Annotated in this window: 24 protein-coding genes; 4 read left to right on the top strand and 20 right to left on the bottom strand. The window is 45.7% G+C overall.

Features of this window, described 5'->3' with window-relative positions; translation table 11 throughout:
- Positions 1–63: 63 nt before the first annotated feature.
- The 5 genes from ASD24_RS23765 to cymR all read right to left on the bottom strand — a co-directional run bounded on the left by ASD24_RS23765 (position 64) and on the right by cymR (position 4,082).
- On the bottom strand, positions 64–1,131 hold the full coding sequence (locus ASD24_RS23765) for an AI-2E family transporter (RefSeq protein WP_056701265.1): 1,068 nt from the start codon (positions 1,129–1,131) through the stop codon (positions 64–66).
- A 313-nt stretch (positions 1,132–1,444) separates the two neighbouring features.
- Positions 1,445–1,654, bottom strand: coding sequence for a hypothetical protein (locus tag ASD24_RS23760; protein ID WP_024633070.1), 210 nt, complete (start codon positions 1,652–1,654; stop codon positions 1,445–1,447).
- 10 nt (positions 1,655–1,664) lie between these two features.
- On the bottom strand, positions 1,665–2,186 hold the full coding sequence (locus tag ASD24_RS23755) for a PRC-barrel domain-containing protein (protein WP_056701263.1): 522 nt from the start codon (positions 2,184–2,186) through the stop codon (positions 1,665–1,667).
- Between the two features lie 165 nt (positions 2,187–2,351).
- Positions 2,352–3,503, bottom strand: a complete 1,152-nt coding sequence (locus tag ASD24_RS23750) for a cysteine desulfurase family protein (protein WP_056701261.1) — start codon at positions 3,501–3,503, stop codon at positions 2,352–2,354.
- Positions 3,504–3,662: 159 nt separating this feature from the next.
- Entirely contained in the window at positions 3,663–4,082 is a 420-nt protein-coding gene (gene cymR, locus ASD24_RS23745) for a cysteine metabolism transcriptional regulator CymR (protein ID WP_056701259.1), read from the bottom strand.
- Between the two features lie 438 nt (positions 4,083–4,520).
- Here cymR and mnmA point away from each other — a divergent pair, with 438 nt between their 5' ends.
- Complete coding sequence (gene mnmA, locus ASD24_RS23740; RefSeq protein ID WP_056701257.1) at positions 4,521–5,645, top strand: tRNA 2-thiouridine(34) synthase MnmA; 1,125 nt, start codon at positions 4,521–4,523, stop codon at positions 5,643–5,645.
- Positions 5,646–5,829: 184 nt separating this feature from the next.
- Here the strand turns inward: mnmA and crcB (ASD24_RS23735) are convergent, their stop codons facing one another.
- Genes crcB (ASD24_RS23735) through ASD24_RS23720 form a run of 4 tightly spaced genes read right to left on the bottom strand, consistent with a single transcriptional unit; the run spans position 5,830 to position 8,791 of the window.
- Positions 5,830–6,186: a fluoride efflux transporter CrcB gene (gene crcB, locus ASD24_RS23735; RefSeq protein WP_056701255.1), complete on the bottom strand. Its 357-nt coding sequence runs from the start codon at positions 6,184–6,186 to the stop codon at positions 5,830–5,832.
- The gene (crcB, locus tag ASD24_RS23730; protein WP_056701253.1) at positions 6,183–6,581 is read right to left on the bottom strand and encodes a fluoride efflux transporter CrcB; all 399 of its coding nucleotides are present in this window, start codon (positions 6,579–6,581) and stop codon (positions 6,183–6,185) included. Before crcB (ASD24_RS23730) ends, crcB (ASD24_RS23735) begins: the two co-directional genes overlap by 4 nt.
- Positions 6,582–6,583: 2 nt before the next feature.
- The gene (locus ASD24_RS23725; RefSeq protein WP_056701250.1) at positions 6,584–7,891 is read right to left on the bottom strand and encodes a replication-associated recombination protein A; all 1,308 of its coding nucleotides are present in this window, start codon (positions 7,889–7,891) and stop codon (positions 6,584–6,586) included.
- A gap of 18 nt (positions 7,892–7,909) precedes the next feature.
- Positions 7,910–8,791: a LysR family transcriptional regulator gene (locus ASD24_RS23720; RefSeq protein WP_056701247.1), complete on the bottom strand. Its 882-nt coding sequence runs from the start codon at positions 8,789–8,791 to the stop codon at positions 7,910–7,912.
- A gap of 145 nt (positions 8,792–8,936) precedes the next feature.
- Between ASD24_RS23720 and ASD24_RS31545 the strand changes: the two genes are divergently transcribed.
- From ASD24_RS31545 to ASD24_RS23715, 3 genes are read left to right on the top strand one after another with little or no spacing between them, the layout of a single operon-like run.
- Entirely contained in the window at positions 8,937–9,089 is a 153-nt protein-coding gene (locus ASD24_RS31545) for a hypothetical protein (RefSeq protein ID WP_442952609.1), read from the top strand.
- The gene (locus ASD24_RS30040; protein WP_442952604.1) at positions 9,023–9,160 is read left to right on the top strand and encodes a hypothetical protein; all 138 of its coding nucleotides are present in this window, start codon (positions 9,023–9,025) and stop codon (positions 9,158–9,160) included. Before ASD24_RS31545 ends, ASD24_RS30040 begins: the two co-directional genes overlap by 67 nt.
- A gap of 29 nt (positions 9,161–9,189) precedes the next feature.
- Complete coding sequence (locus ASD24_RS23715) at positions 9,190–10,065, top strand: DMT family transporter (RefSeq protein WP_056701245.1); 876 nt, start codon at positions 9,190–9,192, stop codon at positions 10,063–10,065.
- Between the two features lie 181 nt (positions 10,066–10,246).
- Here the strand turns inward: ASD24_RS23715 and ASD24_RS23710 are convergent, their stop codons facing one another.
- The 11 genes from ASD24_RS23710 to ASD24_RS23665 form a co-directional block, all read right to left on the bottom strand.
- Positions 10,247–12,424: a HelD family protein gene (locus ASD24_RS23710; protein ID WP_056701242.1), complete on the bottom strand. Its 2,178-nt coding sequence runs from the start codon at positions 12,422–12,424 to the stop codon at positions 10,247–10,249.
- Between the two features lie 219 nt (positions 12,425–12,643).
- Complete coding sequence (locus tag ASD24_RS23705; protein WP_056701240.1) at positions 12,644–14,425, bottom strand: ABC transporter ATP-binding protein; 1,782 nt, start codon at positions 14,423–14,425, stop codon at positions 12,644–12,646.
- A gap of 70 nt (positions 14,426–14,495) precedes the next feature.
- Complete coding sequence (locus ASD24_RS23700) at positions 14,496–15,794, bottom strand: NCS2 family permease (RefSeq protein ID WP_056701238.1); 1,299 nt, start codon at positions 15,792–15,794, stop codon at positions 14,496–14,498.
- 424 nt (positions 15,795–16,218) lie between these two features.
- A complete protein-coding gene (locus ASD24_RS23695) occupies positions 16,219–16,977 on the bottom strand; it encodes a tRNA threonylcarbamoyladenosine dehydratase (RefSeq protein WP_056701235.1) in 759 nt (252 codons plus the stop codon).
- A 17-nt stretch (positions 16,978–16,994) separates the two neighbouring features.
- The gene (aspS, locus tag ASD24_RS23690) at positions 16,995–18,773 is read right to left on the bottom strand and encodes an aspartate--tRNA ligase (RefSeq protein ID WP_056701234.1); all 1,779 of its coding nucleotides are present in this window, start codon (positions 18,771–18,773) and stop codon (positions 16,995–16,997) included.
- A 226-nt stretch (positions 18,774–18,999) separates the two neighbouring features.
- The gene (gene hisS, locus ASD24_RS23685) at positions 19,000–20,250 is read right to left on the bottom strand and encodes a histidine--tRNA ligase (protein WP_056701233.1); all 1,251 of its coding nucleotides are present in this window, start codon (positions 20,248–20,250) and stop codon (positions 19,000–19,002) included.
- Positions 20,251–20,970: 720 nt separating this feature from the next.
- A complete protein-coding gene (locus ASD24_RS23680) occupies positions 20,971–21,420 on the bottom strand; it encodes a hypothetical protein (protein WP_056701231.1) in 450 nt (149 codons plus the stop codon).
- Between the two features lie 96 nt (positions 21,421–21,516).
- Positions 21,517–22,023 carry a type 1 glutamine amidotransferase domain-containing protein gene (locus ASD24_RS23675; RefSeq protein ID WP_056701229.1) on the bottom strand — a complete coding sequence of 169 codons (507 nt, stop codon included), beginning with the start codon at positions 22,021–22,023 and terminating at the stop codon, positions 21,517–21,519.
- 343 nt (positions 22,024–22,366) lie between these two features.
- Positions 22,367–22,534 carry a hypothetical protein gene (locus ASD24_RS30425; RefSeq protein ID WP_156395533.1) on the bottom strand — a complete coding sequence of 56 codons (168 nt, stop codon included), beginning with the start codon at positions 22,532–22,534 and terminating at the stop codon, positions 22,367–22,369.
- 79 nt (positions 22,535–22,613) lie between these two features.
- Entirely contained in the window at positions 22,614–23,069 is a 456-nt protein-coding gene (gene dtd / locus ASD24_RS23670) for a D-aminoacyl-tRNA deacylase (RefSeq protein ID WP_056701227.1), read from the bottom strand.
- A gap of 12 nt (positions 23,070–23,081) precedes the next feature.
- Positions 23,082–25,259 carry a RelA/SpoT family protein gene (locus ASD24_RS23665; protein ID WP_056701225.1) on the bottom strand — a complete coding sequence of 726 codons (2,178 nt, stop codon included), beginning with the start codon at positions 25,257–25,259 and terminating at the stop codon, positions 23,082–23,084.
- Between the last annotated feature and the right edge of the window lie 319 nt (positions 25,260–25,578).

Genomic DNA, 25,578 nt, shown 5'->3' with positions numbered 1-25,578 from the left:
CCCTCACTATATCGATATGCCTATCAGGTGTCAACGCACGTAACTTCTGCTCCCAGACTGGCTTTATTCAATCCTTCGCTTGATGTAATATGCGAAGAAATGCTGCATAATCACTTTCAGGACTGCAAAGACAGGTACGGCAAGAATAAGTCCAACAATACCAGCTAGCTCTCCCCCAACGAGAAGGGCAAAGATAATTGACAGCGGGTGCAGGTGCAATGTTCGCCCAACCACCTGTGGTGATATGACGTTACTTTCTAATACCTGACATAACGTATTGACGATGACCACGAACAGCACCATTTTGAGAGATACGGTTGACGCCATTACGACTGCAGGTGCTGCCCCCAGGAACGGACCCAGATAAGGAACAATATTAAACACAGCAACAATGCTTGCCAACAATAAGGCATAGGGCATATCTACAATCACGTAACCGATGTAGGCAAAGATCCCCACGATCACACACACAATAAATTGCCCACGAATGTAATTGCCCAGTGCTGCATCAATCTCTTTCATGACTGAAACAATGGCTTTGCGACGTGAGCGGGGTAAGTAGGCAACAACCGTACGCTCAAATACTTCAAAGTCCTTAAGCATATAGAAAATAAGAAAAGGCACGATAAATACATTGAACAATACGTTAATTGTTGCCCCGATATTATCCATCAGCACCGTAATCCCTTGTGTCAGTCGATCCTCCATCTGAAAAAACCAGCTATTCATGCCCGTGCGCACGCTTGGCGGCATTAACTTGTTATCCATGCTATTCATTAAACTTTGGGCTCGCATCGAAAGCTCTGGCATATGTTCATTCAACTCTTCCAGTTGTTCAATCAATACAGGGATCACATTCATTAAGATCACACCGATACAGGTCAGGAAAAAAGCATAAATCAGCAGGACTGCAATTGTCCTCGGCACTTTACGCCCACCTAGCATACTTACAATTGGATTCAGAACATAAGATATGATAAGTGCTACGATAAAAGGTGCCAGAACTGTTCTCAGAAATCCATATATATGAAGCAGCAATGGCCTTAACAGCCAGATAAAATATAAGATAATTAAGCCCAGCAGCAGCCAGATGGCGTAACGGAACAGCTTGTGTTTGGTTAATTGCTCCACTTGTATCTCTCCCTTTTGGACTGGCTCTGAAAGTCAGTATATGTAGGAAAGAGAATATTTATTAACAGGACATGTCTCAAAACTCGCTGAAGTGCATCTTTTACCGCATTTTGAACATGCACTATATCTAAACGCAAAAAAAACGCCTCCTTCTCATGAAAGAGACGCATGTTGTAATCCGGTCGAGCATATATATGGCATACTCTATGAATTACTATGTAACCACACATCTATATGCCCTGTTCCGCGTATCGCAACAGCATTTAACGACATAAACTGTCATCAAACCACATATAGAGGAAGTTCTTTGACTTTAAGAAGAAGCATGCAGGTGAGGGAAGTCTTGTGGCAACTCTTCACCGAAGAACAAGTCATCGAGTGAGCTAAGTGTGCCGTCTTCTTCTACCTGATACACAGACATCTTCTCTCCGTTCACCGTTAATTCGATAAAGCAACCCCAGCAATAAAACTGGTGGGAACCAATTTTCCCGATATCTTTGGAACTACAGTTTGGACATTTCATATTCATTCACCTATCCATTAACAGAATGAATGGCATTTTCCAAGCGCTGCTCACTCAGTGGAGGTACCATAACGGCATTTTCCCCGATAGACATATCGCTTGTACATGGCAGCCATTTACGGCCCTCAATCAGATCGGACACGAACCCGTCCGTAATTTCAATCCCTATTATTGTATTTCCCAACTCTTGGTCAAAATAAACATCAGAGATTCGTCCTAATAACAAACCCTCTTCAGTAAGTACATTTCTCTCCTTCAATTTAGACTGACCGAGAAGGTACGTATGTTTTATGTCGTCGGCTCCCGTCTTGCGGACAGCCTGTTGATTACGGATCATGACGGCATCTTCGCCGTAGGCAACGATATCTTGCCACTGCACGATTTTGACATGACTGGTAAACAGGCCTTTGTTCTCAAGTTCAATGCCTTCAATTTTCCAATCGTCACTCACAATGAAATCCTGGATTTTGCCGACCTGTTTGCCATCCTCAACATCAAAAACAGCTAGACCGATCATTTCCTGAAGCTTCATCGTAGGGTCCCCCTCATCTTCTTATCATTAAATAGGCGCGGTGCTATCATTGTTAGGTATGCCCAAAGCTTATGAATGGCAATCAGATACCAACATCCAAACCGCTCTATCCAACCGATGAAATGGAACTTCTTCCCTCCTTATGTCCCATGTGTAAAGATCCCCTTAGGGTCTATTACGCAGTCGCCCAAGAATGGTTCCAATTTTTTCGGCGGTTATCCTGATTTCTTCCGTAGTATTACCCAATCCCCAGCTAAACCGAATCGCTGAATGCAAAAATGCTTCTGGAAGCTTCATCGCTTTGAGCACATGGGACAATTCAAGAGAACCTGATGTACATGCCGAGCCGCTGGCAACAGCAATCCCCTCCATATCGAGGTTCATTAACATCGTTTCCGTGGACACTTCAGGGAAGCTAATATTTATAATGTTGGGAAGCGTGAATTCAGGATGGCCGTTCACATGAAAATGCTCTGCCCCCACGTGCTCCTCCAATTGTTGAAACAACAATGCTCTAAGCTGCAGATCATGCTCGTAACGCACTTGTTGTTCTGCCGAAACAAGTCGTAATGCTTCAGCGAATCCGGCAATGCCAGCCATATTCTCTGTACCTGCACGTCTCTGCCGCTCCTGCAACCCTCCATGTGCTCTTGCTTCCAGTACAACGCCACGCCGCACATAGAGTGCACCGACACCTTGTGGCCCATTGATTTTGTGAGCAGAGAAACTAATCAAATCCACAGGCAAGTCATGACAGGAAATTTGTTGTGTACCCAATGCTTGAACCGCATCGGTATGGAACCAGATATCATGTTGTCTTGCAACCTCACCAATCTCACGTATAGGCTGAATTGTACCTACTTCATTGTTGGCAAACATAATCGTAATTAAAATCGTGTCTGGACGAATAGCATCACGTAACTCATCCACGTTAATTCTTCCGTGTTGATCAACAGGCAGATAAGTTACTTCGTATCCTTGACGCTCCAATTCTTGACAAGTATGCAATACGGCATGATGTTCAATCTCCGTTGTAATGACATGACGTCCACGATCTTTTCTTGCTGACACCGCACCAAAAATAGCTAGATTATCACTTTCCGTTCCACCTCCAGTGAACACTAGCTCATCCGGCAAACAGCCCAAAGCCTTGGCTACAGCATCTCTTGAGCCGCTGACAACACGTTTGGCATCACGTCCAAATGCATGAATACTAGACGCATTCCCATATTGCTCTGTCATAACTTTCATCATCGCTTCTGCGACTTGTGGATGCATTGGTGTGGATGCAGCGTGATCCAGGTAGATTCTTTGCATTTCACTTCACTCCGTTATCGTTAAAGTACGAATTCGCAATTAAATTCACATGTACAAATATGCTTAAATAGCTCGTTGCATGGCTAAAGCCCCCATAATGGGGGCTTTATATGTGTGATCTCTGATGCTCGTCATCTTATTTAGATATGGAACATTTCATTAAATGTAGAACATATAGCTGTCTTTTTTCTCCTGATCCTCAAACGTAATAAGATCTTTCAATGTCGTGGAATCCAGTACCTCTGCAATGCTATCACGAATACGCAGCCATAGATCCCGCTTAGCCGGGTCATCTTCTTCGGTGAAGTCCACCGGAGAGATCGGCCCTTCCAGAACGCGAATCACGTCACCTGCAGTTACTGTCGCAGGATCGCCTGCCAGAATGTAGCCACCGTACGCACCACGAATACTTTTAACAAGTCCTGCATTACGCAACGGAGCGATCAGTTGCTCCAGATAATGCTCAGAGAGCTGGTTGCGCTCGGCAATGCTTTTAAGTGATGTAGGGCCTTCGCCTGTTCTTGCAGCCAGCTCCATCATGATTGTGAGACCGTAACGGCCTTTTGTTGATATCTTCAAAGGAGTCACCTCTTTCAATTTTCGAAAAAACGCACGATAAATCTTAACTTACCCTATGTGATTCATGACCGTCTTTCCCTTATTGTGTGGTTAAGAATGGGAAAATACAGGTCTTATACTTCTAATCCTACGTATTCCGATCATAACCCTCAGCTAATGTTAACATATCTGTCTGCGTTATGGAAAACAAAGATTGACGATTTTCAAAAAATGTACGCCTACAGTGGACACTATCCAAAATTGGCCGGGTGTATCGTAACTTAGACCAGGTTATGCTAAAATAAGAAAAGCGTCCATTGACGTGCTTCACAGAAGCTTGATCGCTTTCAGCGAAAATGTTTCTTACCCTATTAGAAAGAGGATGCTCCGAGGCTTGCACTTTCTGATATGATAAGGAACGAGAACGAAACACATTTATATATAGAAGTGGTGATAACGATGTCCAAAACAATTGAAAATACACGGGTCGTCGTTGGCATGTCCGGAGGTGTCGATTCTTCCGTAACTGCACTCTTATTGAAAGAGCAAGGATACGATGTCATCGGCATTTTCATGAAAAACTGGGATGACACAGACGAGTTCGGCCACTGTACCGCTGAAGAAGATTCAGAGGATGTGCGCCGGGTTTGTGAACAGATCGGCATTCCATACTACACTGTCAACTTCGAGAAAGAATACTTTGATAAAGTATTTTCCTATTTCCTTGATGAATATAAGTCAGGTCGCACGCCAAATCCTGATGTCATGTGTAATCGTGAGATCAAGTTCGGCGAATTCCTGAACAAAGCGCTTGATCTGGGTGCAGATTATGTAGCAACAGGTCACTACGCCCGCCTTGTTGAAGAGGATGGTCAATTCAAACTGCTACGTGGTGTAGACAATAACAAGGATCAGACCTATTTCCTTAACGCTCTCAATCAGAACCAGCTATCCAAAGCAATGTTCCCGATCGGTCATCTTCCTAAACCGGAAGTACGCAAAATTGCTGAAGCAGCCGGTCTGTACACTGCGAAGAAAAAAGATAGTACAGGTGTCTGCTTTATTGGCGAGCGCAACTTCAAAGAGTTCCTGAGTAACTACCTACCTGCCAAAGGTGGAGATATGGTCGATATCGTTACTGGTGAAGTCAAAGGTCGTCATGATGGCCTAATGTACTACACACTTGGACAGCGCCAAGGTCTCGGTATTGGTGGGTCTGGTAATGGAGAGCCTTGGTTTGTTGCTGATAAGGATCTAGAGCGTAATCAATTGCTCGTTGTACAGGGCGATGCCCATGCAAGCTTGTACTCAACAGGTCTCACAGCAACCGGTGTAAACTGGATTGCCGGCGCCGAGAAGGTGCCTAACGTTCCATTCCGCTGTACCGCAAAATTCCGCTATCGCCAGCCAGATCAAGGCGTAACGCTGACATGGCAAGCAGACGGTAGTGTCGATGTACAATTTGACCAACAGCAAAAAGCCATTACACCAGGACAAGCTGTCGTTTTCTACGACGGAGAAGTATGCCTGGGCGGTGGAACCATTGATCAAGTGCAAAAGGTACCTGTACCCGCAATGCAATAACAAATGGCGTTATGATGTAGTTTAGGACTGTTTGCACAGTTCTTCCATTATCATAAAGAAAGCCTTGTATCTCGATAAGAAAAGCCACCTTTCATGTATACCATGAGAGATGGCTTTTTTCCTGCTTTTTATTGCAAAAAAATTAATTTTTCTATTTTGGCAACCCGTCTGATTTCCTCGTTCGTCAAACGATCCAGGTTCCTACATAAGCAGCAGCAACACCTAGCACGACCGAACTAACGACGTACACCGCAGCTCTGGCATAACGCGATTGATTCAATAAGCCAAGTGTTTCATACCCGAAGGTGGAGAAGGTGGTATACGCTCCGCAAAAACCTGTACCCCCTACCACCCATAACCAATCCGGTATTATAGCCGACTGATGCCAGCCATACAGCAAACCCAGTAATAGAGAACCACTAATATTAATCATCCAGGTTCCCCATGGAAACCCCGTACCGACGGAGCCCGAGATCCATTTTCCCAGGCTATAACGAAGCAGCGCACCCACCATACCTGCACACCCAATCCACAGGATCATGAAGCACCTCCTGCCGATGATTTGCTGAGCATACGATGTCCAATCTTGATGCCAAGTCCACAGAGAAGTAGACCCATAACCAAAGTAACGAACAGGTATATCAGAGCTCTTTCCCATAATCCTCCGTCGAACAATCGTACGATATCTAGACTAAACGTGGAGAATGTAGTGAATGCCCCCGTAAAACCAGTGCCGATCGCTAGGCGGAGTTGAGGTGTTATTTTACCCGGAATAGCAATGGTGAAGAACCACCCAAGAAACAAGCTTCCAAGCGCATTAATCAACAGTACCGCCCAAGGAAAACCTTCATTCGCTGCAGGCATCCAGACCTGTACTCCATACCGGGTAAGTGTTCCTACCAATCCACCACACGCCACATATATGAATTCTTTCATGACTACAGGTCTCTGCGCCGTTGTTGATTCAGCCGAATTTTCGATTCATTCCCCTGCTCTGTCGCTTCGTAAAATACACGACGTGATAGTTGCTTAGGTAGGTATTCCTGCTTCACATAATGACCTGGATAGTTATGAGGATATTGATATCCTTGATGTCCAAGTTTCACCGCGCCTGAGTAATGGGTATCCCTCAAATGAAGGGGAACCTCTGCCGATTTCACTTCATCGATGGCATTCATCGCTTTGGATATGGCCGTATACACCGCATTCGATTTAGGGCTCTCTACCGCAAATAGAATCGCTTGGGCAATGTTCAGCTTGGCTTCCGGCCATCCGTTGTTCCGATATGCATCCAATGCGCCAATGGCTTGTGTCATCGCTTGTGGGTTAGCAAGTCCAATGTCCTCACTGCTCGCTGCAATCAGGCGACGAATAAACGTCATCGGATCCATGCCGAGTTTCTCAACTGCATATAAAAACCAGAATAATGCCGCATCACTAGAACCACGAATGCTCTTGTGGAAGGCAGATAACACATCATACTGCGTTGATTCATCCGCTTTTACAATGGGACGCCGAATCGACTCCTCCGCTACACCAAGCGTAATATGAATCGTACCATCCTTCTCCGGTGGCGTCGTCAGGGCAGCCAGTTCAAATGCATTTAACGCTCGGCGAATATCCCCATTAGCCATCGTAGCGATATGCTCCAGTGCTTCCTCGTCTACCTGCAGCTCCATGAAGCCCAGCCCTTTGTCTGCATCCGTAAGCGCACGACGCATCGCAATCAGAGAATGCTCCTTGTTTAAGGACTCCAACTGGAACAGGGTGGAACGACTCATTAAGGCTCCATTGACATAGTGAAAAGGATTCTCCGTCGTAGCCCCAATAAAAATAATGGTGCCTTTCTCCACTGCTGGAAGAAGAGCATCCTGTCTAGAGCTATTGAAGCGATGAACCTCATCCAGAAATAGAATCGTTTTGGTTCCATACAGCTGTTTGTTCGTCTGCGCCTGTTCTATCACTTCACGCACATCTTTGACAGAGGCATCCACTGCGTTGAGACGCACAAATTGACCCTGTGTATGCTTGGAGATGATGTTAGCAAGAGTTGTCTTACCACAGCCTGGAGGGCCGTATAATAAAATCGAGGAAATCTGATCCGCTTCGATCGCACGTCGCAGCAGCTTCCCCTGTCCGATAATGTGTTCTTGTCCAATATATTCATCAAGCTGCTCTGGCCGCATCCGGTCAGCGAGCAGTCTTGCCTGTGGCTGTGAATCTTGTTGAAATGAAAATAAATCCATGATCTATCACTTCCTTAACTAATGACCTGTACTCTCTATCATATCATATTCTTTCGGTAGCAAATCCATAAATGCACGTAGAGCACTACTAACAAAGGCATCTTTGCGAGTGATAAAATACGTCATCATATGATTCATACCCAAAGGAAGTGGATGTTTACGCAGTAATCCTTGTTGCAGATGTTGCCGAATCACAATTTCAGGTAACAAAGAAATCCCCATACCTGAAGTAACCCCACTGATAATGGCTTCAAGGGTACCAAACTCCATAATTACGGGACCATTAACACCGTTGCTTCGTAACCAATCTTCTAAAATTTGACGATAGGAGCATCCCATGCTGTATACCAAAACAGGCTTCTCAACGAGTTCTTGATTCTCTGGACGAATGCCAGAGGATACAATAAATAATTCCTCGTCGTAGACGGGTACCGCAGAGAGATCAGGATGATCACATGAACAGCCTATAAAGGCTCCTTCCAGCTCATAACCCAGCACCTGATCCATTAGATACTGTGAGTTGCCTGTGCTTAATGACAGGGAAACCGATGGATACAGCGTATAATAACTCGCAAACAGCTCTGGCAATCGCACAGCCGCAGCTGTCTGTGTAGAGCCTATTCGTAGCGGGCCTGTTGGCTCATTGGTGGCACATAGTGCTTTCTCTGCTTCATTCAACAATCCGATAATCTTATCCGCATAGGTAAGCAGCAACTCCCCCGCAGGAGATAACGTCATCCCCCGATTATGACGAATGAACAGTAATGTACCGACCTCTGCCTCCAAGTATTTGATTCTCGCTGTGACATTGGACTGCACATATCCCAGGCGCTCCGCTGCCTTGGTCAAATTGCCCTCCTGGGCTACATATTGAAATATTCGTAGATCTCCGCTCTCCATATGATGAACTATCCTCCTCACCTGACATCACTATTAATGATACCAAGATCATTAACAATCATTATACAGTATGACAGATCAGTCCTACAATTGAGGGTATCTGGATACAGCATATCGCTGTGTCACCCTAGGAGGATGTATAAGTATGGAAAATCATCACAATAGCTGGACAGAGCAAGTGGTTTTATTACTGGAGGTGGTACAGGCATCGGACGAGAAACCAGCATACTTTTGGCTGAACGAGGTGCGAAGGTTGTTGTCAACTATTCCCGTTCCCGTGAAGATATCGCCCATATGATCTGCGCCGTTCTCGAACAACCCTCCATGACAGGACAATTAATAACAGTCGATGCTGGTCAGACATTGTAACGTGAATTATTGAAAGGAGTACTAATGGTATGAAAAGCGGACGATACACACTACTGATTATCATCACCACCTTCATTATGGGAACTTCATTTCCTGTTGGTAAAATAGGCATGCATTATGCTCCGCCCTTCTTGCTTATGGGACTGCGTTATATCCTCGCCAGCATCATTATGGCCTATATTGTGCGTAAACGCCCACTGCCTGTAGGATGGCGACAATGGTTACAGGTAGCCTTGATCGGACTATTCCAGTCCGCTGGTGTCATGGGCTGCGCTTACTACAGTATGAACTGGATCACTTCGGGAGAGTCGGCCATTCTCACCTTCACCAATCCCCTACTGGTCATTCTATTCAGTGCAGTTCTGTATGGGGTGAGGTATCGCTTGAGCCAGTGGGCTGGTGTTTTGTTAGGCTTCATAGGAGTTGTGTTAACGTTTGGTCTGCAGCTGAGTGTAAGTCCTGGAACATGGATTGGTCTTGCCGGCGCCTTCTGTTTTGCCGTGTCCACATTACTGATTAAACGCTGGGGAGCTGCGCAGGATACGTTTGTGCTTACCGCATACCAAATGCTCGCCGGTGGCATCGTTCTTCTGATCCTAAGTGCTTGGACGGAAGAACCCCATTTTGTTCTAAATGAGACCTCTATCTTTGTCCTGCTGTGGCTCGCACTCATCTGTTCGATCATTCAATTCTCACTCTGGTTCTATCTGTTACAACATAGTGATCCAGCCAAAACAAGTTCTTTCCTCTTCTTGGCTCCGTTCTTTGGTGTACTTTCAAGTTGGATTTTGCTATCTGAACGCATGGAGTGGATGATGGGTGTAGGCGGGGCGTTCATCTGTATCGGTATTTATCTGGTCAATCGACGTCAACGTATAATGGAGATGAACACAACGAATCCGTAATAGCTGACACCAGTAGTTAATATGAGCGGTTAATACGAGATGTTAAACGAGTTATTAACCACAAGTAAGTAGTACAAGTATCTGATAAAAACACAAAAAAAGTCATGGCGCTCCCTAACTGAGCAACCATGACTTGTATCATTTATTTATAGAGGAATCGATCTCATGTATCTCTGTATCACTAAACTTCAGGCCACTCTTGAATAGATACCAGCTCACCCTCTGAATTATGCGTTGCAGAAGCATATGCTGGTAAATCACCTTCATGAAACAGCCATAGCTCATGCAAGGCACGCGTGCACCCAACATATAGTAGCTTCGCATCTCCTGCATTAGGCAAATAATGTGTCTGATCCACATCCGCCACAATCGCTGCATCGAACTCCAGCCCTTTGGACAAATACACGGGTAGAACGGAGTGACCACCAGTATATTCTTTTTTGCCACCATCAATCAGATTAAGATCCCAGCCCGCCTGCTCTAGTTCACGATGTAACGCCTTCGCTTCATGCAAGGTACGCGTTAGAATAGAAACTGTCCGATAATCCTTGACCGTCAGCAGTTTCAGAGCACGCTCTAGACTCGAAGTCCGCCCCTCACTACCATAAGGGAGAGTCCGGACAGAATCACCACTCCGAAACACAGGAATCGCTGTAATTCCGCTCTTAACGCCCTGTTCTAGAATGGTATTCGCATAATCAATGATCTCCATGGTAGAGCGATAACTACGTGTTAGTGCAAAATATGCATTCTGCTCTGTTGGAAACAAGGAACTCATCTCTTCCCATGTGTGTACACCCCGGTACTCATGAATGCCTTGCGAGAGATCGCCAAGAATCGTAAAGGAATGCCCTTTGACAAACTGATCCAGCAATGCCACGTGAAACGGTGAAAAATCCTGTGCCTCATCGATAACGACGTGATCAAACCGCTCATTGCCTTCAATATCGTTGACTAACGTATGAATATAAACGAGCGCAGGTAAATCCTCTTCACGCACACGATTTTCTTTCAGATCTGCTGCCGTTTGTTTCATAACCATCTTCGGAATCGCTTGCTGTGCAGACGCTGGAACTGAACCACCTTTAATCACTTTGAACAATTGCTTATATAGGGTCAAAGGTTCATATTGCGGCCACTTTTTGGCGTAAGCCTTCTCCCGGCTTGCTGCTTTCTTTTTGCGATCCTTGCGCACAGCCTCCGGTGCAGGTTTCTTAAGTTCCATCTCTATCCAGCGATGAATACGCGCCATGACACGTTCTTTTCGTTTGGCGAGTGGGTAGTGCTTGTATTCGTCCCCAAACCAGCCCTCGATCTCGGCTTTGCTGAGCACTGCTCCATCCCATGGGCTGAAGTCCATATCTGGTACGGAATCCTCTTCCATCCCAGACAGCCACTCCTTAATCAGTTCCATGAAGCGGATCGATCCTTTGTAGCGCCCAGGCACATCATCATTCAGCTCAGGACGAGCAGCTGGTGTTTCGAACCATGTGTGTAGTGTCTCCGCTGTATCCGCCAAAGGCATCTCCAGACTGAGCAGATTCATCGCCCAATCCGGGAAAGTTTGCTGCTGGATATCACCTACACCCAGTTCGGGGAGTACATCGGAGATGTAATCAAGGAACATATGGTTCGGTGCAAAAATAACCATTTTCTCCGCAGATACCTGCTCCTTATATTGATACAGCAAGAAGGCGAGTCGGTGCAGGGCAACCGTTGTTTTTCCAGATCCAGCTACACCTTGGATAATCAAAGCGGTGTTTCTTGCCGCCCGAATGATCTGATCCTGCTCTGCCTGAATGGTTGAGACGATATCACGTAGCTTGTTATCCTTGTTCTCACCCAACCGATACACGAGAAATTCATCCGATACGGCTGGCTGGTCGCTGTCGCGATTATACGTATCTGCTACACGTTCCAATATCCGCTGCCGAATGACAACGTTTCGTTTCAAGTAAACCAGACCTTCAATGAGCCCTTCTGGGGCTTCATACGTAGCGGAAGCTTCGCCTCCTGTAAAAGAGTAAAACAGACTTGCGACAGGAGCACGCCAATCGATGACGAGTGGATTCTCGCCTACCTCTTCGCGGTCTACGCCGATCTTACCAATATACAGCGGTTTCCGTGCACCACTGCCCTGCTCTTCGAAATCCAAGCGTCCGAAATAGGGTTGCTGCGCGCTCTTGGACAAGGCGGTGCGGCGCTCTTCGCGTCCCGCTTCCAGCACTTGCTCTGTGAAGTCGTGGCCGGTATAGACCGGAACATTCCGCAGTCGTTCCAACTGACGATCCACTTCCTCCATCGTTCGCTCTAACCTGTACTCTTCTTCTTGATAGGCACTTTGAAAGCTGTCTGACATGTTTCAGTTACCTCCTAAGAAATGTTTGCTCTGCATAGCCAATCACTGACCACGCAAAAGGATACCCAATATATCACATTGATCTGCAAAAAGCTACAGGTACTCCCAATACCAGTAAACTAAAAACCGCTGTTCTCGTTTGTAGAAACGAAAGAACAACGGTGTATAGCTTCAGCTTGTTGATTATCTATGATGATATACGTGTTCCTGTAATTAAAATTAATTATTCTGGCCTTCCTGAGCCACAAACTGTTTCTGAGCCAGCTCACGGTATACCGCATGATTGCTGATCAATTCCGCATGCGTTCCTGTTCCAGTCACATGTCCATGTTCCAACACAACAATCTGATCAGAATCGACGACCGTAGACAACCGGTGTGCAATCACAATCGTGGTTCTTCCCTCCATAAGATTGGATAAGGCCTGTTGAACTTCATGTTCTGAGGTACTATCCAAGCTGGATGTCGCTTCATCCAACATGAGAATATCCGGACTACGCAGCAGTGCACGAGCAATAGCAATCCGTTGACGCTGACCTCCGGATAACTTGATGCCTCTTTCGCCCACTTCTGTCTCATAGCCCTGAGGTAGCTTGTCGATGAAGCCAGCCGAATACGCCATCTCCGCAGCTCGCCTGATCTCATCCATTGTAACATCACGGTTCAATCCGTATGTAATGTTGTCCTTGACCGTACCTGCCATGAGCGGACTTTCCTGTGATACATACCCGATCTTACTCCGCCAAGAGGACAAAGAGTACTCTGATATTTGTTGTCCACCATAAGAAATGTGACCTGAATCCGGCATATAAAACTGCTCTAATAAGGAAAACAACGTTGATTTCCCACTACCACTTGGCCCAACAATAGCTGTTACCTTCCGTGTAGGAACCGTTAGATTAATCCCATGTAGCACTTCTTCTCCTGTGACATATGAGAAATGCACTTGATGAAATTCAATGGTTTCATTCCCCTTAGGCGCTATCTTCGTGCTGTGGTTCTGTTCTTCCTCATCTGCAAGAATAGCTTGAATGCGCTCTGTCGCTCCGACTACTTTTTGCAAACGGGAATATAATGTCGTGAACTGTCCCATGGGCATGATCACTTGGAATAAGAGCAGTATGAATGCTACCAGCTCACCTGGCGACAGTATACCAGACGCAACGCGCATTCCCCCAACACCCAGAATAACGACCAACACAGCCGTCATGACAAATGAGAACAACGGACCGATCAGCGCCAAAATGCGTGCTTCCTGCAAACCAAAAGCAAACATTTTGCGAATCCGGGAATCCCCTGCTTCTGCCTCCTGTTTCTCCGTACCATAGGCTTTAACCAATCGAATCTCGCCAATCACTTGGCTAAGCACCGATGTTAGGCCTGCCATCTCATCCTGCTGTTTCTTGGAAATCTTGTACATCTTCTTCCCAACCGGCAACAGAATTAATAACGTAAGTGGTACCAGACTTAGAATAATGAGCGACATCACCCAGTCCAGATAAAATAACAATGCCACTCCACCGATCACAGCAACGATATTCGATACAAACGATACAAGGTAATCCGCAATTAAGGTCATGATCTGACTCGTATCATTGGTAATCCGGCTCATCGTGTCCCCAGTGCGATTGCGATCAAAATACGGCATGCGCAAGGATAAAACCTTGTTCCATAGCTTCGTCCGCAGTGTCGCCACCACGCGTTGTCCCGCATAATTCAACATATAAATACTGATACCCGAAGCAATCGCCTGAATGACAAATGCCCCAACCAATAACAAAATGATAGACTTATCTAACGCAGAAGTCGTCAGTCCATCGATCAGACCTTTGGTCATCAGAGGCACGATCAATCCGGCCGTAGTCTGAATCAAGGTCAAAATGAGCGCTAGAATCAGGATTAGTTTGGGTGGGTTCGTGGAAGCAATGAGCTTAACGAAATCCTTAAATCCCTTTTTCCCAACCTTAGGCTCATTCTGTTCTACTTGTTGCTGCTCTTCCATTCCCGTTCCTCCCGTTCTCATCTGCTTACCAAAGATCATACGTATGAACTTACATTAGGTTTCCCGCCTTTTACAACACCCCGTGCAGCACGAAATTAGCCAAAAAGAGAATGGATATGCCATACATCACTAGCGGCACCTGTTTTCCTTGACCTGCGGCCAGCTTCGCAAGCGGATAAGCGATGAATCCAAACGCCATACCATCCACGATACTATACGTAAAGGGAATCATGACCATGATCAAAAAGGCTGGGAATGCCTCTGTGAAGTCACCAAAATCCATGTCCTTCACACCTTGCACCATCAGACCACCAATAATAATTAAGATTGGTGCAATCGCACTATCTGGAATGTAACCGAGCAATGGAATGAAGAAAAAGGTTGCCCCGAACAGCACCGCTGTAACGAGCGGTGTCAAGCCCGTACGACCACCTGCAGCAATACCAGCAGTCGTCTCCGCTGCCGCTACCGGCGGGCTGCTTCCAAATATCCCTGCCAGGATCGTACTGATGGAGAGTGCTCGCAAACTGCCTTTGAATCGTTCTGGACGGCCAATCATTTGCGTCTGCGCGGTAATAAGTCCAATATTTTCGAACACCACAATGAGCAGTAAAAGGAATACTGCAATCCAAAAGGCGATGTCCGCCAGCTTCATCAATGATAACTCGCCAAACAAGCCCCCATACTGGCGCAGCGCTTCCATTGCGGATACCGACTCGCCTGGGTGTACTGCACCGAGGACATACGCAAGCCCTGTCCCAATTAGAATACTGATGAGAAGTCCACCCTGTACATTACGGATAAATAAAATTAAGGCAAGAACTAGCGTCACGCAGGCGGTGATTACATTAGGATCGTTGAAATGCCCAATTGCTACAAACGTAGTCTGGTGCGCGATTACGATCCCGCTTTTTTGCAAACCGATGAACGTCAAAAATAATCCAATTCCTACGGTAATACCGTGCTGTAGATTTTTAGGGATCGCTTCACTGATCATTTTATATAATGACGTGAATGCAACGATCGCAAATAATACCCCTGTAACGGCTACAACAGCCAACGCTTCCTGCCAGCTCAGTTTCATTGAATGTACCAATGTATACGTGAAGAAGGCATTAATCCCCATACCAGGCACAACCACAATAGGTGATTTCCCGCCAAATGCCATAAGTAAACAGCCTGCAATAGATGTGAGTAACGTGCCTACCATTGCCGCCTGTAAAGGCATTCCGGCATCAGATAGAATTGTAGCATTGACCATAACGATATAGACCACGGCAAAGTAAGAAATGGCTCCTGCCACAATCTCCTTTTTCCACTGATCCCCCGGCTCGATCCCGAGACGTCTGGACATCCATCCATGTTTCATTCGTTCTATTCCCCTCTCTCTATATAAGCCGAACACCTTAATTTACACTCCACCACTACACGGACAGAACATCATAGTGTAAATCTTAGATTCTTCTTATATCGCTGCGAATCTCTATGTATTTATCATCATTTCGCACAGCAATGAATATCATACACGGTTTTCACTTTGAAGTACATGACGTAATCCTGACATATCTATTGCACCTCTAATTCACTTATCACAGCAAATACGTGACTGAGCTGACCAACCTTGTCATGAAGCAGGGCACTGCGTGCTGGGAGCTGCACGCATTTAGATATGTCGATTACCTGTTTCAGAGGATAAGTAGTAGACAAACACCAAAAAAAACGCAGGTGCACATAGGCACCCACGTTCTATAAGGTAGAGAATGTTTATTAATTGATGTTACTTATTGCTTCTGTTAGGCCTGTTGCTTCTCCGCTTTTTCAAGCAGTTCTTTCACCGCTACGCTGACCATAATCAGTCCAGCTACCGGTGGAACAAAGGCATTACTCGCTGGTGGCTGTTTGGCTTTACGTATTTCTGGTGCGTTCTCCGGTACGATTTTTTGCGTAACATCTGCACGTGGTTTGAGTGGCTCTTCCGTGGAGAAAACCACCTTCACGCCTTTTTTGATGCCGTCTTTACGAAGCTTCGTACGAACTACACGGGCAATCGGGTCCATGGATGTCTTGGAAATATCCGCAACCTGGAATTTCGTCGGATCCATTTTATTTGCCGCACCCATGCTGGAGATCACTGGAATGTTACGTTTCAGGCACTCTTTAATGAGGTGGACTTTATAGATGATCGTGTCGGATGCATCTAGTACATAATCCAATTCATATTTGAACAGTTCCTCGTACGTTTCTTCCGTGTAAAACATATTCAGTGCAATCGCATCACACTCGGGATTGATCAGCTTCACCCGGTCAACCATCAGATCGGCTTTCTTCTGACCTACGGTTGTCGTCAACGCATGAATCTGGCGGTTGATATTCGTGATATCCACCACGTCTTTATCAATCAGGATGATGCGTCCAACGCCGCTGCGCGCAAGAGCTTCTACTGCAATACCACCTACGCCGCCAATGCCGAGCACAGCTACTGTACTATTTTTGAGAGCATCTAGACCTTCCGATCCGATCGCCAGTTCTGTTCTGGAAAATTGATGGAGCATTGAGATCGAAACCTCCTTTATTTCTTTTCCGCGACCGGTTTACGGGCTACACGGATGTGAAGTTGTTCCAATTGCGAGTTGTCTACTTCAGAAGGTGCATTCATGAGCAGATCCGTTGCACTTGCCGTTTTCGGGAAGGCAATCGTTTCACGCAGATTCGTACGACCAGCAAGCAACATCACGAGACGGTCAAGACCAAAGGCAATACCGCCATGTGGTGGAGTTCCGTATTCGAATGCTTCGAGCAAGTAACCGAATTTCTCATTTGCCACTTCTGGAGACAATCCCAGAGCTGCAAACATTTTCTCTTGAACGTCACGTTTGTAGATACGCATCGAACCGCCACCGACTTCATAACCATTCAGAACAAGGTCATAGGCTTGAGCACGAATTGCACCTGGGTCTGTGTCGAACAGATGTACATCTTCATCTTTTGGACGTGTGAACGGATGGTGTTCCGCCACATAACGTTTCGCATCTTCATCATATCCAAGCAGTGGGAAGTCTACAACCCATGCAAACTTGAATTTGCTATCATCAATCAGACCGAGTTGACGACCGATTTTCAGACGCAATGCACCGAGAACGTCAGCAACGACTTTTTTCGTGTCAGCGGAGAAGAGCAACAAGTCGCCTTCCTCTGCACCTGTACGTTCTTTAACGGCTTCAATCTCTTCAGGCGTGAAGAACTTCACGATTGGCCCTTTGAACTCGCCATCTTTCACTTGGATCCATGCCAGACCTTTGGCACCATAACGTGCTGCGAATGGTCCGAGGTCGTCGATTTCTTTACGGCTCCATGTACCACAGCCTTTAGCGTTCAGTACTTTTACTTCTCCACCTTTTTCGATGACAGAAGCAAATACTTTAACACCGCTGTTCGCTACGATATCGTTCATTTCTACCAGTTCCATGCCAAAACGCAGATCTGGTTTGTCTGAGCCGTATTTACCCATTGCATCTGCATACGTAATACGTTGGAATGGCAGTTCAATCTCAATGCCTTTTGTTTCACGAAGCAATTTAGCCATAAGCTCTTCCATCATTGGCAGCAGGTCATCCTGTTGCAGGAAGGAAGTCTCAATGTCGACTTGAGTGAACTCAGGTTGACGGTCTGCACGCAGATCCTCATCACGGAAACAACGTGCGATTTGATAATAGCGCTCCAATCCACCGACCATCAGCAATTGCTTGTAGATCTGTGGGGATTGTGGCAGGGCGAAGAATTCACCTTCATGCACACGGCTTGGTACAAGATAGTCACGTGCACCTTCTGGGGAGCTCTTTGTCAAGATTGGTGTTTCTACCTCAACGAACTCTTCTCCATCCAGATAATCACGGAATACTTTAGATGCTTTGGAACGCAGTTTCAGTGTTTCGAACATTTCCGGACGACGCAGATCCAGGTAACGATATTTCAAACGAAGCGATTCATCTACCTCAACGCCGTCTTCAATGAAGAATGGAGGCGTTTTGGCTGCATTCAGCACTTCAATTTCTGTAATTTGAACTTCAATTTCACCTGTAGGCAAGTTTTTGTTAACGGTCTCTTCGTCACGCTTAACGACTTTACCAGTAACAGCGATAACATACTCACTACGTACACGATCTGCAATTTGCAGAGCTTCGCCTGAGTAAGCTGGGTTAAAGACAACTTGTACAATTCCACTACGGTCACGTAGATCAATGAAGAGTACGCCCCCAAGGTCACGGCGAGTCTGAACCCAACCGTTTAATGTTACTGTTTCACCGATGTGTGCGGGTGTTAATGCGCCGCAATGATGACTTCTTTTCATAACCAAACTCCTCATTATGTGAATTTCCGTTCTGTGTTGATAGCAGGCAATTCCCGTTATCACCAGTGCGGTTGTGTGAAGACGATTTTATTGAAAAGGCATTGCTCTTACAGAATCACTCGACCTTTCGCATCCAATGTGTTTAGTCTACGTTTGTCTGTAAGATAGCCGGATCATATGTTACTTTTTATGTTTTGTTGCACTAGATAAAGTTTTCAACAGATGATTACTTACCTTGGATTGCAGTGACCAAGTTTTCAAGCTTCACTGTCTGTTGTTCACCTGTATCCATGGATTTCAGTGCAATCTCACCGCGCTCTAGCTCATCATCGCCAAGAATGGCGGTGTAACGTGCTTTGAAGCGGTCTGCTGACTTCATCTGTGCTTTCATCTTACGGCCGAGATAGTCACGTTCTCCGGATATACCTGATTGACGAAGTTTGAACAACTGACGGTTCACTTCACGATCCGCTGCCTCGCCTAAAGCGACAAAGTAAACATCCAGCGGAGCAAGTGTGGTAACGTCAATGTTTTGGTGTTCCAGAATGAGCTGAATCCGCTCCAAGCCAATTCCGAAACCAATCCCTGGCTGATCTGGTCCGCCAATGTCTCCCACAAGTCCGTTATATCGACCACCGCCACCTACAGTATCAATTGCACCGATACCTTGTGCCTTCAACTCAAAAGCAGTAAGAGTATAATAATCCAGTCCACGTACGAGACGATTGTTCACGGCATAGTCTACTCCGAAGTCATCCAGATATGCTTTAAGCTTAGCAAAGTGATCCAGGGACTCTTCATCAAGACTATCCAGAATGGACGGTGCACCTACGAATTTATCCTGGTCTACTTTGCAATCAAGCACACGCAGTGGGTTACGCTCCATCCGAGATTGGCAATCTTTGCAGAGAGTGTCTTTCATCGGTCTGAGGAATCCCAGCAATTGTTCGCGGTAAGCTGCACGACTGGTTGGATTGCCTACGGAGTTAATCTCAACCTTAACATCCTTCAAGCCAAGCTCTACACACAGTTGGTAACCCAGTGCAATTACTTCTGCATCAATAGCTGGATCAAGTGCTCCGATCGCCTCTACGCCAAACTGGTGAAACTGACGCTGACGCCCTGCCTGTGGACGCTCATAACGGAACATCGGACCAATATAATACAGTTTGCTTACATCCGGTTCACCGTAGATTTTATTCTCCACATAAGCCCGCACCACGCCCGCAGTTCCCTCGGGGCGAAGAGTCATGCTTCGATTACCCTTATCGTCAAAAGTATACATTTCCTTCTCTACAATATCCGTCGTCTCTCCAACACCTCGCACAAACAGAGAAGTCTGTTCGAAAATCGGAGTGCGAATTTCACGATAGTTGAAGCGGCGGCAGAGGTCACGTGCTTTTTCTTCTACGTACTGCCATTTCTCTACAACGCCAGGCAACAAATCTTGTGTACCTGTTGGTTTTTGAAAAGCCATCATTCATCCCTCCAGCTTTTGATATGAATTGGTTCTCTTTAGATAACAAAAAAATCCCTCGCCCTGTCGCTGTATACAGCAAACAAAGGGACGAGAGATTGTGTTTAACATTCACCCGTGGTACCACCCACATTTCGGAAACCTGAAACATTAGCCGTTCAGGTGATTCGTCTGATCATACAAAAAGTGCATTTGTATGAATTCATTCAGAATCATTCCGCTCAACGTGTAACGCACGTCTGCGCAGATCTGCTACTGACCTCCTAAGAAGCTCAGAGTGTTCGCAGTCTGTTCTCAGGGAAGTCATTCGTCCGCTCATCAAGAGAATCCTTACAGCCTAGGGATTCCTCTCTGGTCATGTGGGTACGGAGTACTTGATCCCGTCATCAAATCATCGTTATATGTCCTTTAACGCTCTAATCTAACGTTTGGAGTCAATATTATTTCCTGATTGTAATGAACCGCAGTGCTAAAGTCAAGGGTTAACCTGAAAAGATAACAAAAAAAAGCCCGCACACGGTGTGCGGGCTCAAATCATATATAAAAAAAGGGGGTCATGTGTGTTATTATAAGCCCCCTATGTTAAAGCCTTATGTAACTAATATTACAGTAATATTACAAAAATGATAGCGCTTTATAAATTACCTGTTTTATATGCATAAAAGCCCTGCAACGTCTGAGAGTCAGACGTTACAGGGGCTCACTGGCCTATCATTTTAATTATTCGTCTAATTCCTCTACATAGGCATGGTTAGAGCGAAGCTTATGAACGATATCATCATAGTCTTCATCGCTCACTTTGGCAGACAAAACGTAATGCAGATCACTATAATCTCCCGGAGATACATCCGCAGCATTTAACAAATCTCCATCCTCATTCACGCGATCACGAGGATCTGTCTCCCTGTTACGGTCTACATCCGCGATGACTGGAACAACGTTCCCAGTCCCTGGAGCGCCAGGTGCTGTACCCACACCAACGCCTCCACTGGTTCCTGTAGCGCCAGTAGTCGTATAGGGCACTAGAGGTATTAGAATGCGATTACTTCTGCCTACTGCACCATCTAGTTGTCCTACTTCCAAATGCTCTGTACGATACGCTTGAAGTGAGATTCTTGCTCCCTCTGCCTCATCTTCTGTTCGAAAATACGCCTGAATATGTTTTGCCATGTCAAACCCTCCTTTGTCGAGTTGAACTGCCATGTATCTAAGCTAAAATATAGTTTAGAATTCTAAACTACATAAGGCTCATTCATTTAATGGCGATTAGATGACTTTCAACAATTCACGAACAAATGCTGGTTCATCTTCAGGTGTTCTGGATGTAATATAGTTCCCATCCACTACAGCTTCATGATCCTTAAATTCTGCCCCAGCATTCACCATATCATCCTTAAGCGGTGGATAAGCCGTCACGGTACGACCTTTGAGCAAGTCTGCACTTGCCAAAATCTGTGGACCATGGCAGATCGCCGCAATAGGTTTCTTCGCACTATTAATCTCCGTTACAAACTTCAAAATGTTTGCATCTGTTCGCAGATTTTCAGGGGAAGAGCCACCAGGTATAACTACTGCGTCGTAATCGGATGAAGAGACTTCTGAGATCGCCTTATCTGAGGTATAGGTCACTTTTCCTCCCTTACCTTTTAACGACTCTCCAGCCTTCAAACCGATGATCTCTACATCATGTCCGGCTTTTTTCACTTCATCATATGGCACCTGCATTTCCGAATCTTCAAAATCATTCGCCAATAAAAAAGCAACTTTACTCATAACGTATGTTCTCCTTTCCGTGTTCGAAATTTCTTGAAATCGGGGTTCTGCAGAACTGTATGTCTATCACTCTGTTCTTTACCCGTTAAGTTGTCGCATGACTTGGCGCATCCCTGCGCCTCGTTTTGTTATTACCCTAACTGATGACGTTTATAACAATTCGTTTTCTTTTCTTTCGCGACTACCTTTATGTTCCGAGCGTATCTTTGGCCGCCATACAAAAAAGACCTGATTCATATAACATGAAATCAGGTCTTCTTTATAGTTTGTCATTTTCAAACAGAATTCCGTTCAAGAGTCCGTTTCAGGCTCACTCTTACGTGCCATGCAGGATCCACTTAACTCAGCTACGTGGAAGCCGGCTCTGCTCCCCTTTGTCTGCGTTCTCCAGCGCCCACACTGTTGAAGCATATTCAGCAGCTGCACGGGCAAGTTGAAGCGATTCATATAAATTCCCTGGTAGAAGTAAGGGTTCGATGCGTGATCGTGTTTCCTTGACAGATTGACGCATAATGGCAGGATACTCCTTTGACAATAAATTTCATCGGTTGGATATCCTACATTATGACCAGATTACGATCTCATTATGCTCACGAGCTTGGATTACTAGGACTTTCAAGCATTAGGGTGACTGGCCCCCAATTCGTGAAGGTCACATCCATCATAGCGCCGAAACGCCCTGTTTCTACTTGAATGCCTTTATCCCGCAGCAACTGATTGAACAGCTCATATAACGTTTCCGCTTCATCCGGTCTGGCCGCAGCCGCGAAGCTCGGACGTTTTCCTTTGCGGCAGTCGCCATACAACGTAAATTGAGACACAGATAACACGGCTCCGCCCACATCCAAGAGGCTAAGATTCATCTTCCCATGCTCATCTTCAAAAATACGAAGTCCCGCAACTTTGTCAGCCAAATACTGGGCGTCCTTTTCCGTATCCTCATGCGTAATGCCAACGAGCAGCATTAACCCTGACTCAATCCGCCCCGTCAATTCATGATGCACAGTGACCTGAGCCTCTTTACAGCGTTGCACAAGCACTCTCATTGCACAGGCTCCTTACTGCATAATCCGGTGCACCGAATAGACATCCTTCACCCGTTTGATTCGTTCTACCACGGCATGCAGATGCTCTGTATTCCGAATCAAAATAGTGACATGCACCAACGCTAATTTATTTTTGTCTGTCCGTCCTGTAACGGCAGAAATATTAGTTTTACTTTCGGAGACAGCTTGAAGTACCTCATTAAGCAAGCCATTACGATCATGACCTGTAATTTCGATATCCACACTGTAGCTCGCTTCAATATTCTCTTCCCACTCGACCTCAATGACACGTGCTGCTTCATCCCCATCTGCACTAGTTGGAATATTGGGACAGTCGCTACGATGGACAGAAACGCCACGTCCACGTGTAACATATCCGATAATTTCATCTCCAGGAACAGGGTTGCAACAGCGGGCAAAACGAACAAGCAGATTATCTATTCCTTTGACACGAATGCCATTGGTAGGACGATTTTTGCGTTCTGGTGCAGGCTTCAATTCGCGCATCTCGGAATTCAGTTCCAGTAAGCTGGATTCTTCCTGCTCTTTACGCAGCTTTTCCGTTGCTTTGGTCACAATCTGCGCAGCCGTAATTCCGCCGAACCCGACAGCTGCAAGCATATCGTCAATGTCGTTAAATGCGTATTTTTTGGCTGCTTCCTGCAACTTGTCGTCCGTCATCCAAGCAGATGGATCAAGCCCCATACGCTTGAGCTCACGTTCACAGCTCTCGCGACCTTTTTCCACATTCTCTTCACGCCGTTCCTTCTTAAACCATTGCTTGATTTTCGCTCGCGCATGGGACGATTTGGCGATTTTGAGCCAGTCCTGACTCGGGCCATACGAATGCTTTGACGTCAAAATCTCAATAATATCGCCGGTCTTCAGGTGATAATCAAGTGGTACAATGCGACCATTCACCTTAGCTCCAATCGTACGATTACCTACTTCCGTATGAATCCTGTAGGCAAAATCAAGTGGCACAGAACCTGTTGGAAGTTCAATGACTTCTCCCTTCGGTGTAAATACAAACACCAGATCAGAGAAAAAGTCCATTTTGAGCGATTCCACAAACTCTGATGCATCTTGAGCCTCATTTTGAAGTTCGAGGATTTCGCGGAAGAACGTAATTTTATCTTCAAAATTGTTGCCTGAAGCCACGCCTTCCTTGTACGCCCAGTGGGCAGCGATACCGAACTCAGCGGTACGGTGCATATCCCAAGTTCTGATCTGAACCTCGGTTGGTTCACCATTAGGGCCAACGACCGTTGTATGCAAGGATTGATACATGTTCGCCTTCGGCATTGCGATATAATCTTTGAACCGTCCTGGCATCGGTTTCCATAACGTGTGTATAATTCCGAGCGTCGCATAACAGTCCTTAATATTATCCACAATAATACGGATGGCAAGCAGGTCATATATCTCATTGAATTGTTTGTTTTTGGTTGTCATTTTCTTAAACACGCTGTAGATATGTTTCGGACGACCTGATAGGTCTGCCTGAATTCCCATCTCTTCCAGCTTGCTCGTGATACCGTCCATAACCGTATCAATGTATTGCTCTCGTTCTGCACGCTTCTTGTGCATCAGATTCGCAATGCGGTAGTATTGCTGCGGATTCAAATAACGGAGGGCGATGTCCTCCATTTCCCATTTGATTGCAGAGATACCTAGACGGTTCGCAATTGGACAGAAAATTTCCAACGTCTCATACGAGATTCGGCGCTGGCTTTCTTCCGATTGGAATTTCAACGTCCGCATATTATGCAGACGGTCCGCTAATTTTATGACGATTACACGAATATCCTGCGCCATAGCGATAAACATCTTACGATAGTTCTCGTTCTGTTGCTCTTCTTTGGAGCGGAACTGAATTCGTTCCAGCTTCGTCAAACCGTCAACAAGCATAGCACACGTATTGCCAAAATGATTGCGAATTTCTTCAAGGGACACCGTAGTGTCTTCTACTACATCATGAAGAAGCGCTGCAATAATGGAGATGGTGTCCATCTGCATGTTCACAACAATATCGGCAACCGCAAGCGGATGCAGAATATAAGGTTCTCCCGATTTTCGCGTCTGTCCGTGATGTGCCTGATCCGCAAATTCGTAAGCTTCACGTATGCGCACCAAATCAGGTTCTTTGATGTAGGCTCCGGCCTTCTCGAGTAATTGCTCTATGCCCATTCTGATCTGTTCCGTGTCCTTTCTATACAAAATGGAACCCGTGACATTGCATGAACACAGGTTCCCCGTAAAAGTAATTTCCTATAATTATGACGCTTCACCCGTTTCCCGTCAACTGCTGACGAATAAGAGTAAGTTTTCCATTTTTTTAGCTGAAAATATGTATTCTGTTCCCATGCTGATGCTTCCTGTAAATGTTCGGTTTAATCGAAGAAAAATGAGTATTCCACTGCATTATTATTCCCGATCCTAGCTGAAATAGAATATAAAGTATAAAAAAACAGCTCAAACCCATGCTATTACACAAAATGTTATTGCT

Source organism: Paenibacillus sp. Root52 (genome assembly GCF_001426865.1).
Taxonomy (GTDB): Bacteria; Bacillota; Bacilli; order Paenibacillales; family Paenibacillaceae; genus Paenibacillus.
Note: the sequence above shows the minus strand (reverse complement) of the source record. Positions and strands in the feature narration are given on the sequence as shown.

Bases quoted from the DNA above. Each gene is read 5' to 3' on its own strand.
- ASD24_RS23700 (WP_056701238.1), bottom strand. From the start codon at position 15,794: ATGAAACATGGATGGATGTCCAGACGTCTCGGGATCGAGCCGGGGGAT.
- mnmA (WP_056701257.1), top strand. From the start codon at position 4,521: ATGTCCAAAACAATTGAAAATACACGGGTCGTCGTTGGCATGTCCGGA.
- crcB (WP_056701253.1), bottom strand. From the start codon at position 6,581: ATGAAAGAATTCATATATGTGGCGTGTGGTGGATTGGTAGGAACACTT.
- ASD24_RS23665 (WP_056701225.1), bottom strand. From the start codon at position 25,259: ATGGGCATAGAGCAATTACTCGAGAAGGCCGGAGCCTACATCAAAGAA.
- ASD24_RS30425 (WP_156395533.1), bottom strand. From the start codon at position 22,534: ATGCGTCAATCTGTCAAGGAAACACGATCACGCATCGAACCCTTACTT.
- hisS (WP_056701233.1), bottom strand. From the start codon at position 20,250: ATGGCTTTTCAAAAACCAACAGGTACACAAGATTTGTTGCCTGGCGTT.
- ASD24_RS23720 (WP_056701247.1), bottom strand. From the start codon at position 8,791: ATGGAGAGCGGAGATCTACGAATATTTCAATATGTAGCCCAGGAGGGC.
- ASD24_RS23715 (WP_056701245.1), top strand. From the start codon at position 9,190: ATGAAAAGCGGACGATACACACTACTGATTATCATCACCACCTTCATT.
- ASD24_RS23705 (WP_056701240.1), bottom strand. From the start codon at position 14,425: ATGGAAGAGCAGCAACAAGTAGAACAGAATGAGCCTAAGGTTGGGAAA.
- dtd (WP_056701227.1), bottom strand. From the start codon at position 23,069: ATGAGAGTGCTTGTGCAACGCTGTAAAGAGGCTCAGGTCACTGTGCAT.
- ASD24_RS23695 (WP_056701235.1), bottom strand. From the start codon at position 16,977: ATGCTCCATCAATTTTCCAGAACAGAACTGGCGATCGGATCGGAAGGT.
- ASD24_RS23680 (WP_056701231.1), bottom strand. From the start codon at position 21,420: ATGGCAAAACATATTCAGGCGTATTTTCGAACAGAAGATGAGGCAGAG.
- ASD24_RS23755 (WP_056701263.1), bottom strand. From the start codon at position 2,186: ATGAAGCTTCAGGAAATGATCGGTCTAGCTGTTTTTGATGTTGAGGAT.
- ASD24_RS23710 (WP_056701242.1), bottom strand. From the start codon at position 12,424: ATGTCAGACAGCTTTCAAAGTGCCTATCAAGAAGAAGAGTACAGGTTA.
- aspS (WP_056701234.1), bottom strand. From the start codon at position 18,773: ATGAAAAGAAGTCATCATTGCGGCGCATTAACACCCGCACACATCGGT.
- ASD24_RS23675 (WP_056701229.1), bottom strand. From the start codon at position 22,023: ATGAGTAAAGTTGCTTTTTTATTGGCGAATGATTTTGAAGATTCGGAA.
- ASD24_RS23750 (WP_056701261.1), bottom strand. From the start codon at position 3,503: ATGCAAAGAATCTACCTGGATCACGCTGCATCCACACCAATGCATCCA.
- ASD24_RS23725 (WP_056701250.1), bottom strand. From the start codon at position 7,891: ATGGATTTATTTTCATTTCAACAAGATTCACAGCCACAGGCAAGACTG.
- ASD24_RS31545 (WP_442952609.1), top strand. From the start codon at position 8,937: ATGGAAAATCATCACAATAGCTGGACAGAGCAAGTGGTTTTATTACTG.
- crcB (WP_056701255.1), bottom strand. From the start codon at position 6,186: ATGATCCTGTGGATTGGGTGTGCAGGTATGGTGGGTGCGCTGCTTCGT.
- ASD24_RS23760 (WP_024633070.1), bottom strand. From the start codon at position 1,654: ATGAAATGTCCAAACTGTAGTTCCAAAGATATCGGGAAAATTGGTTCC.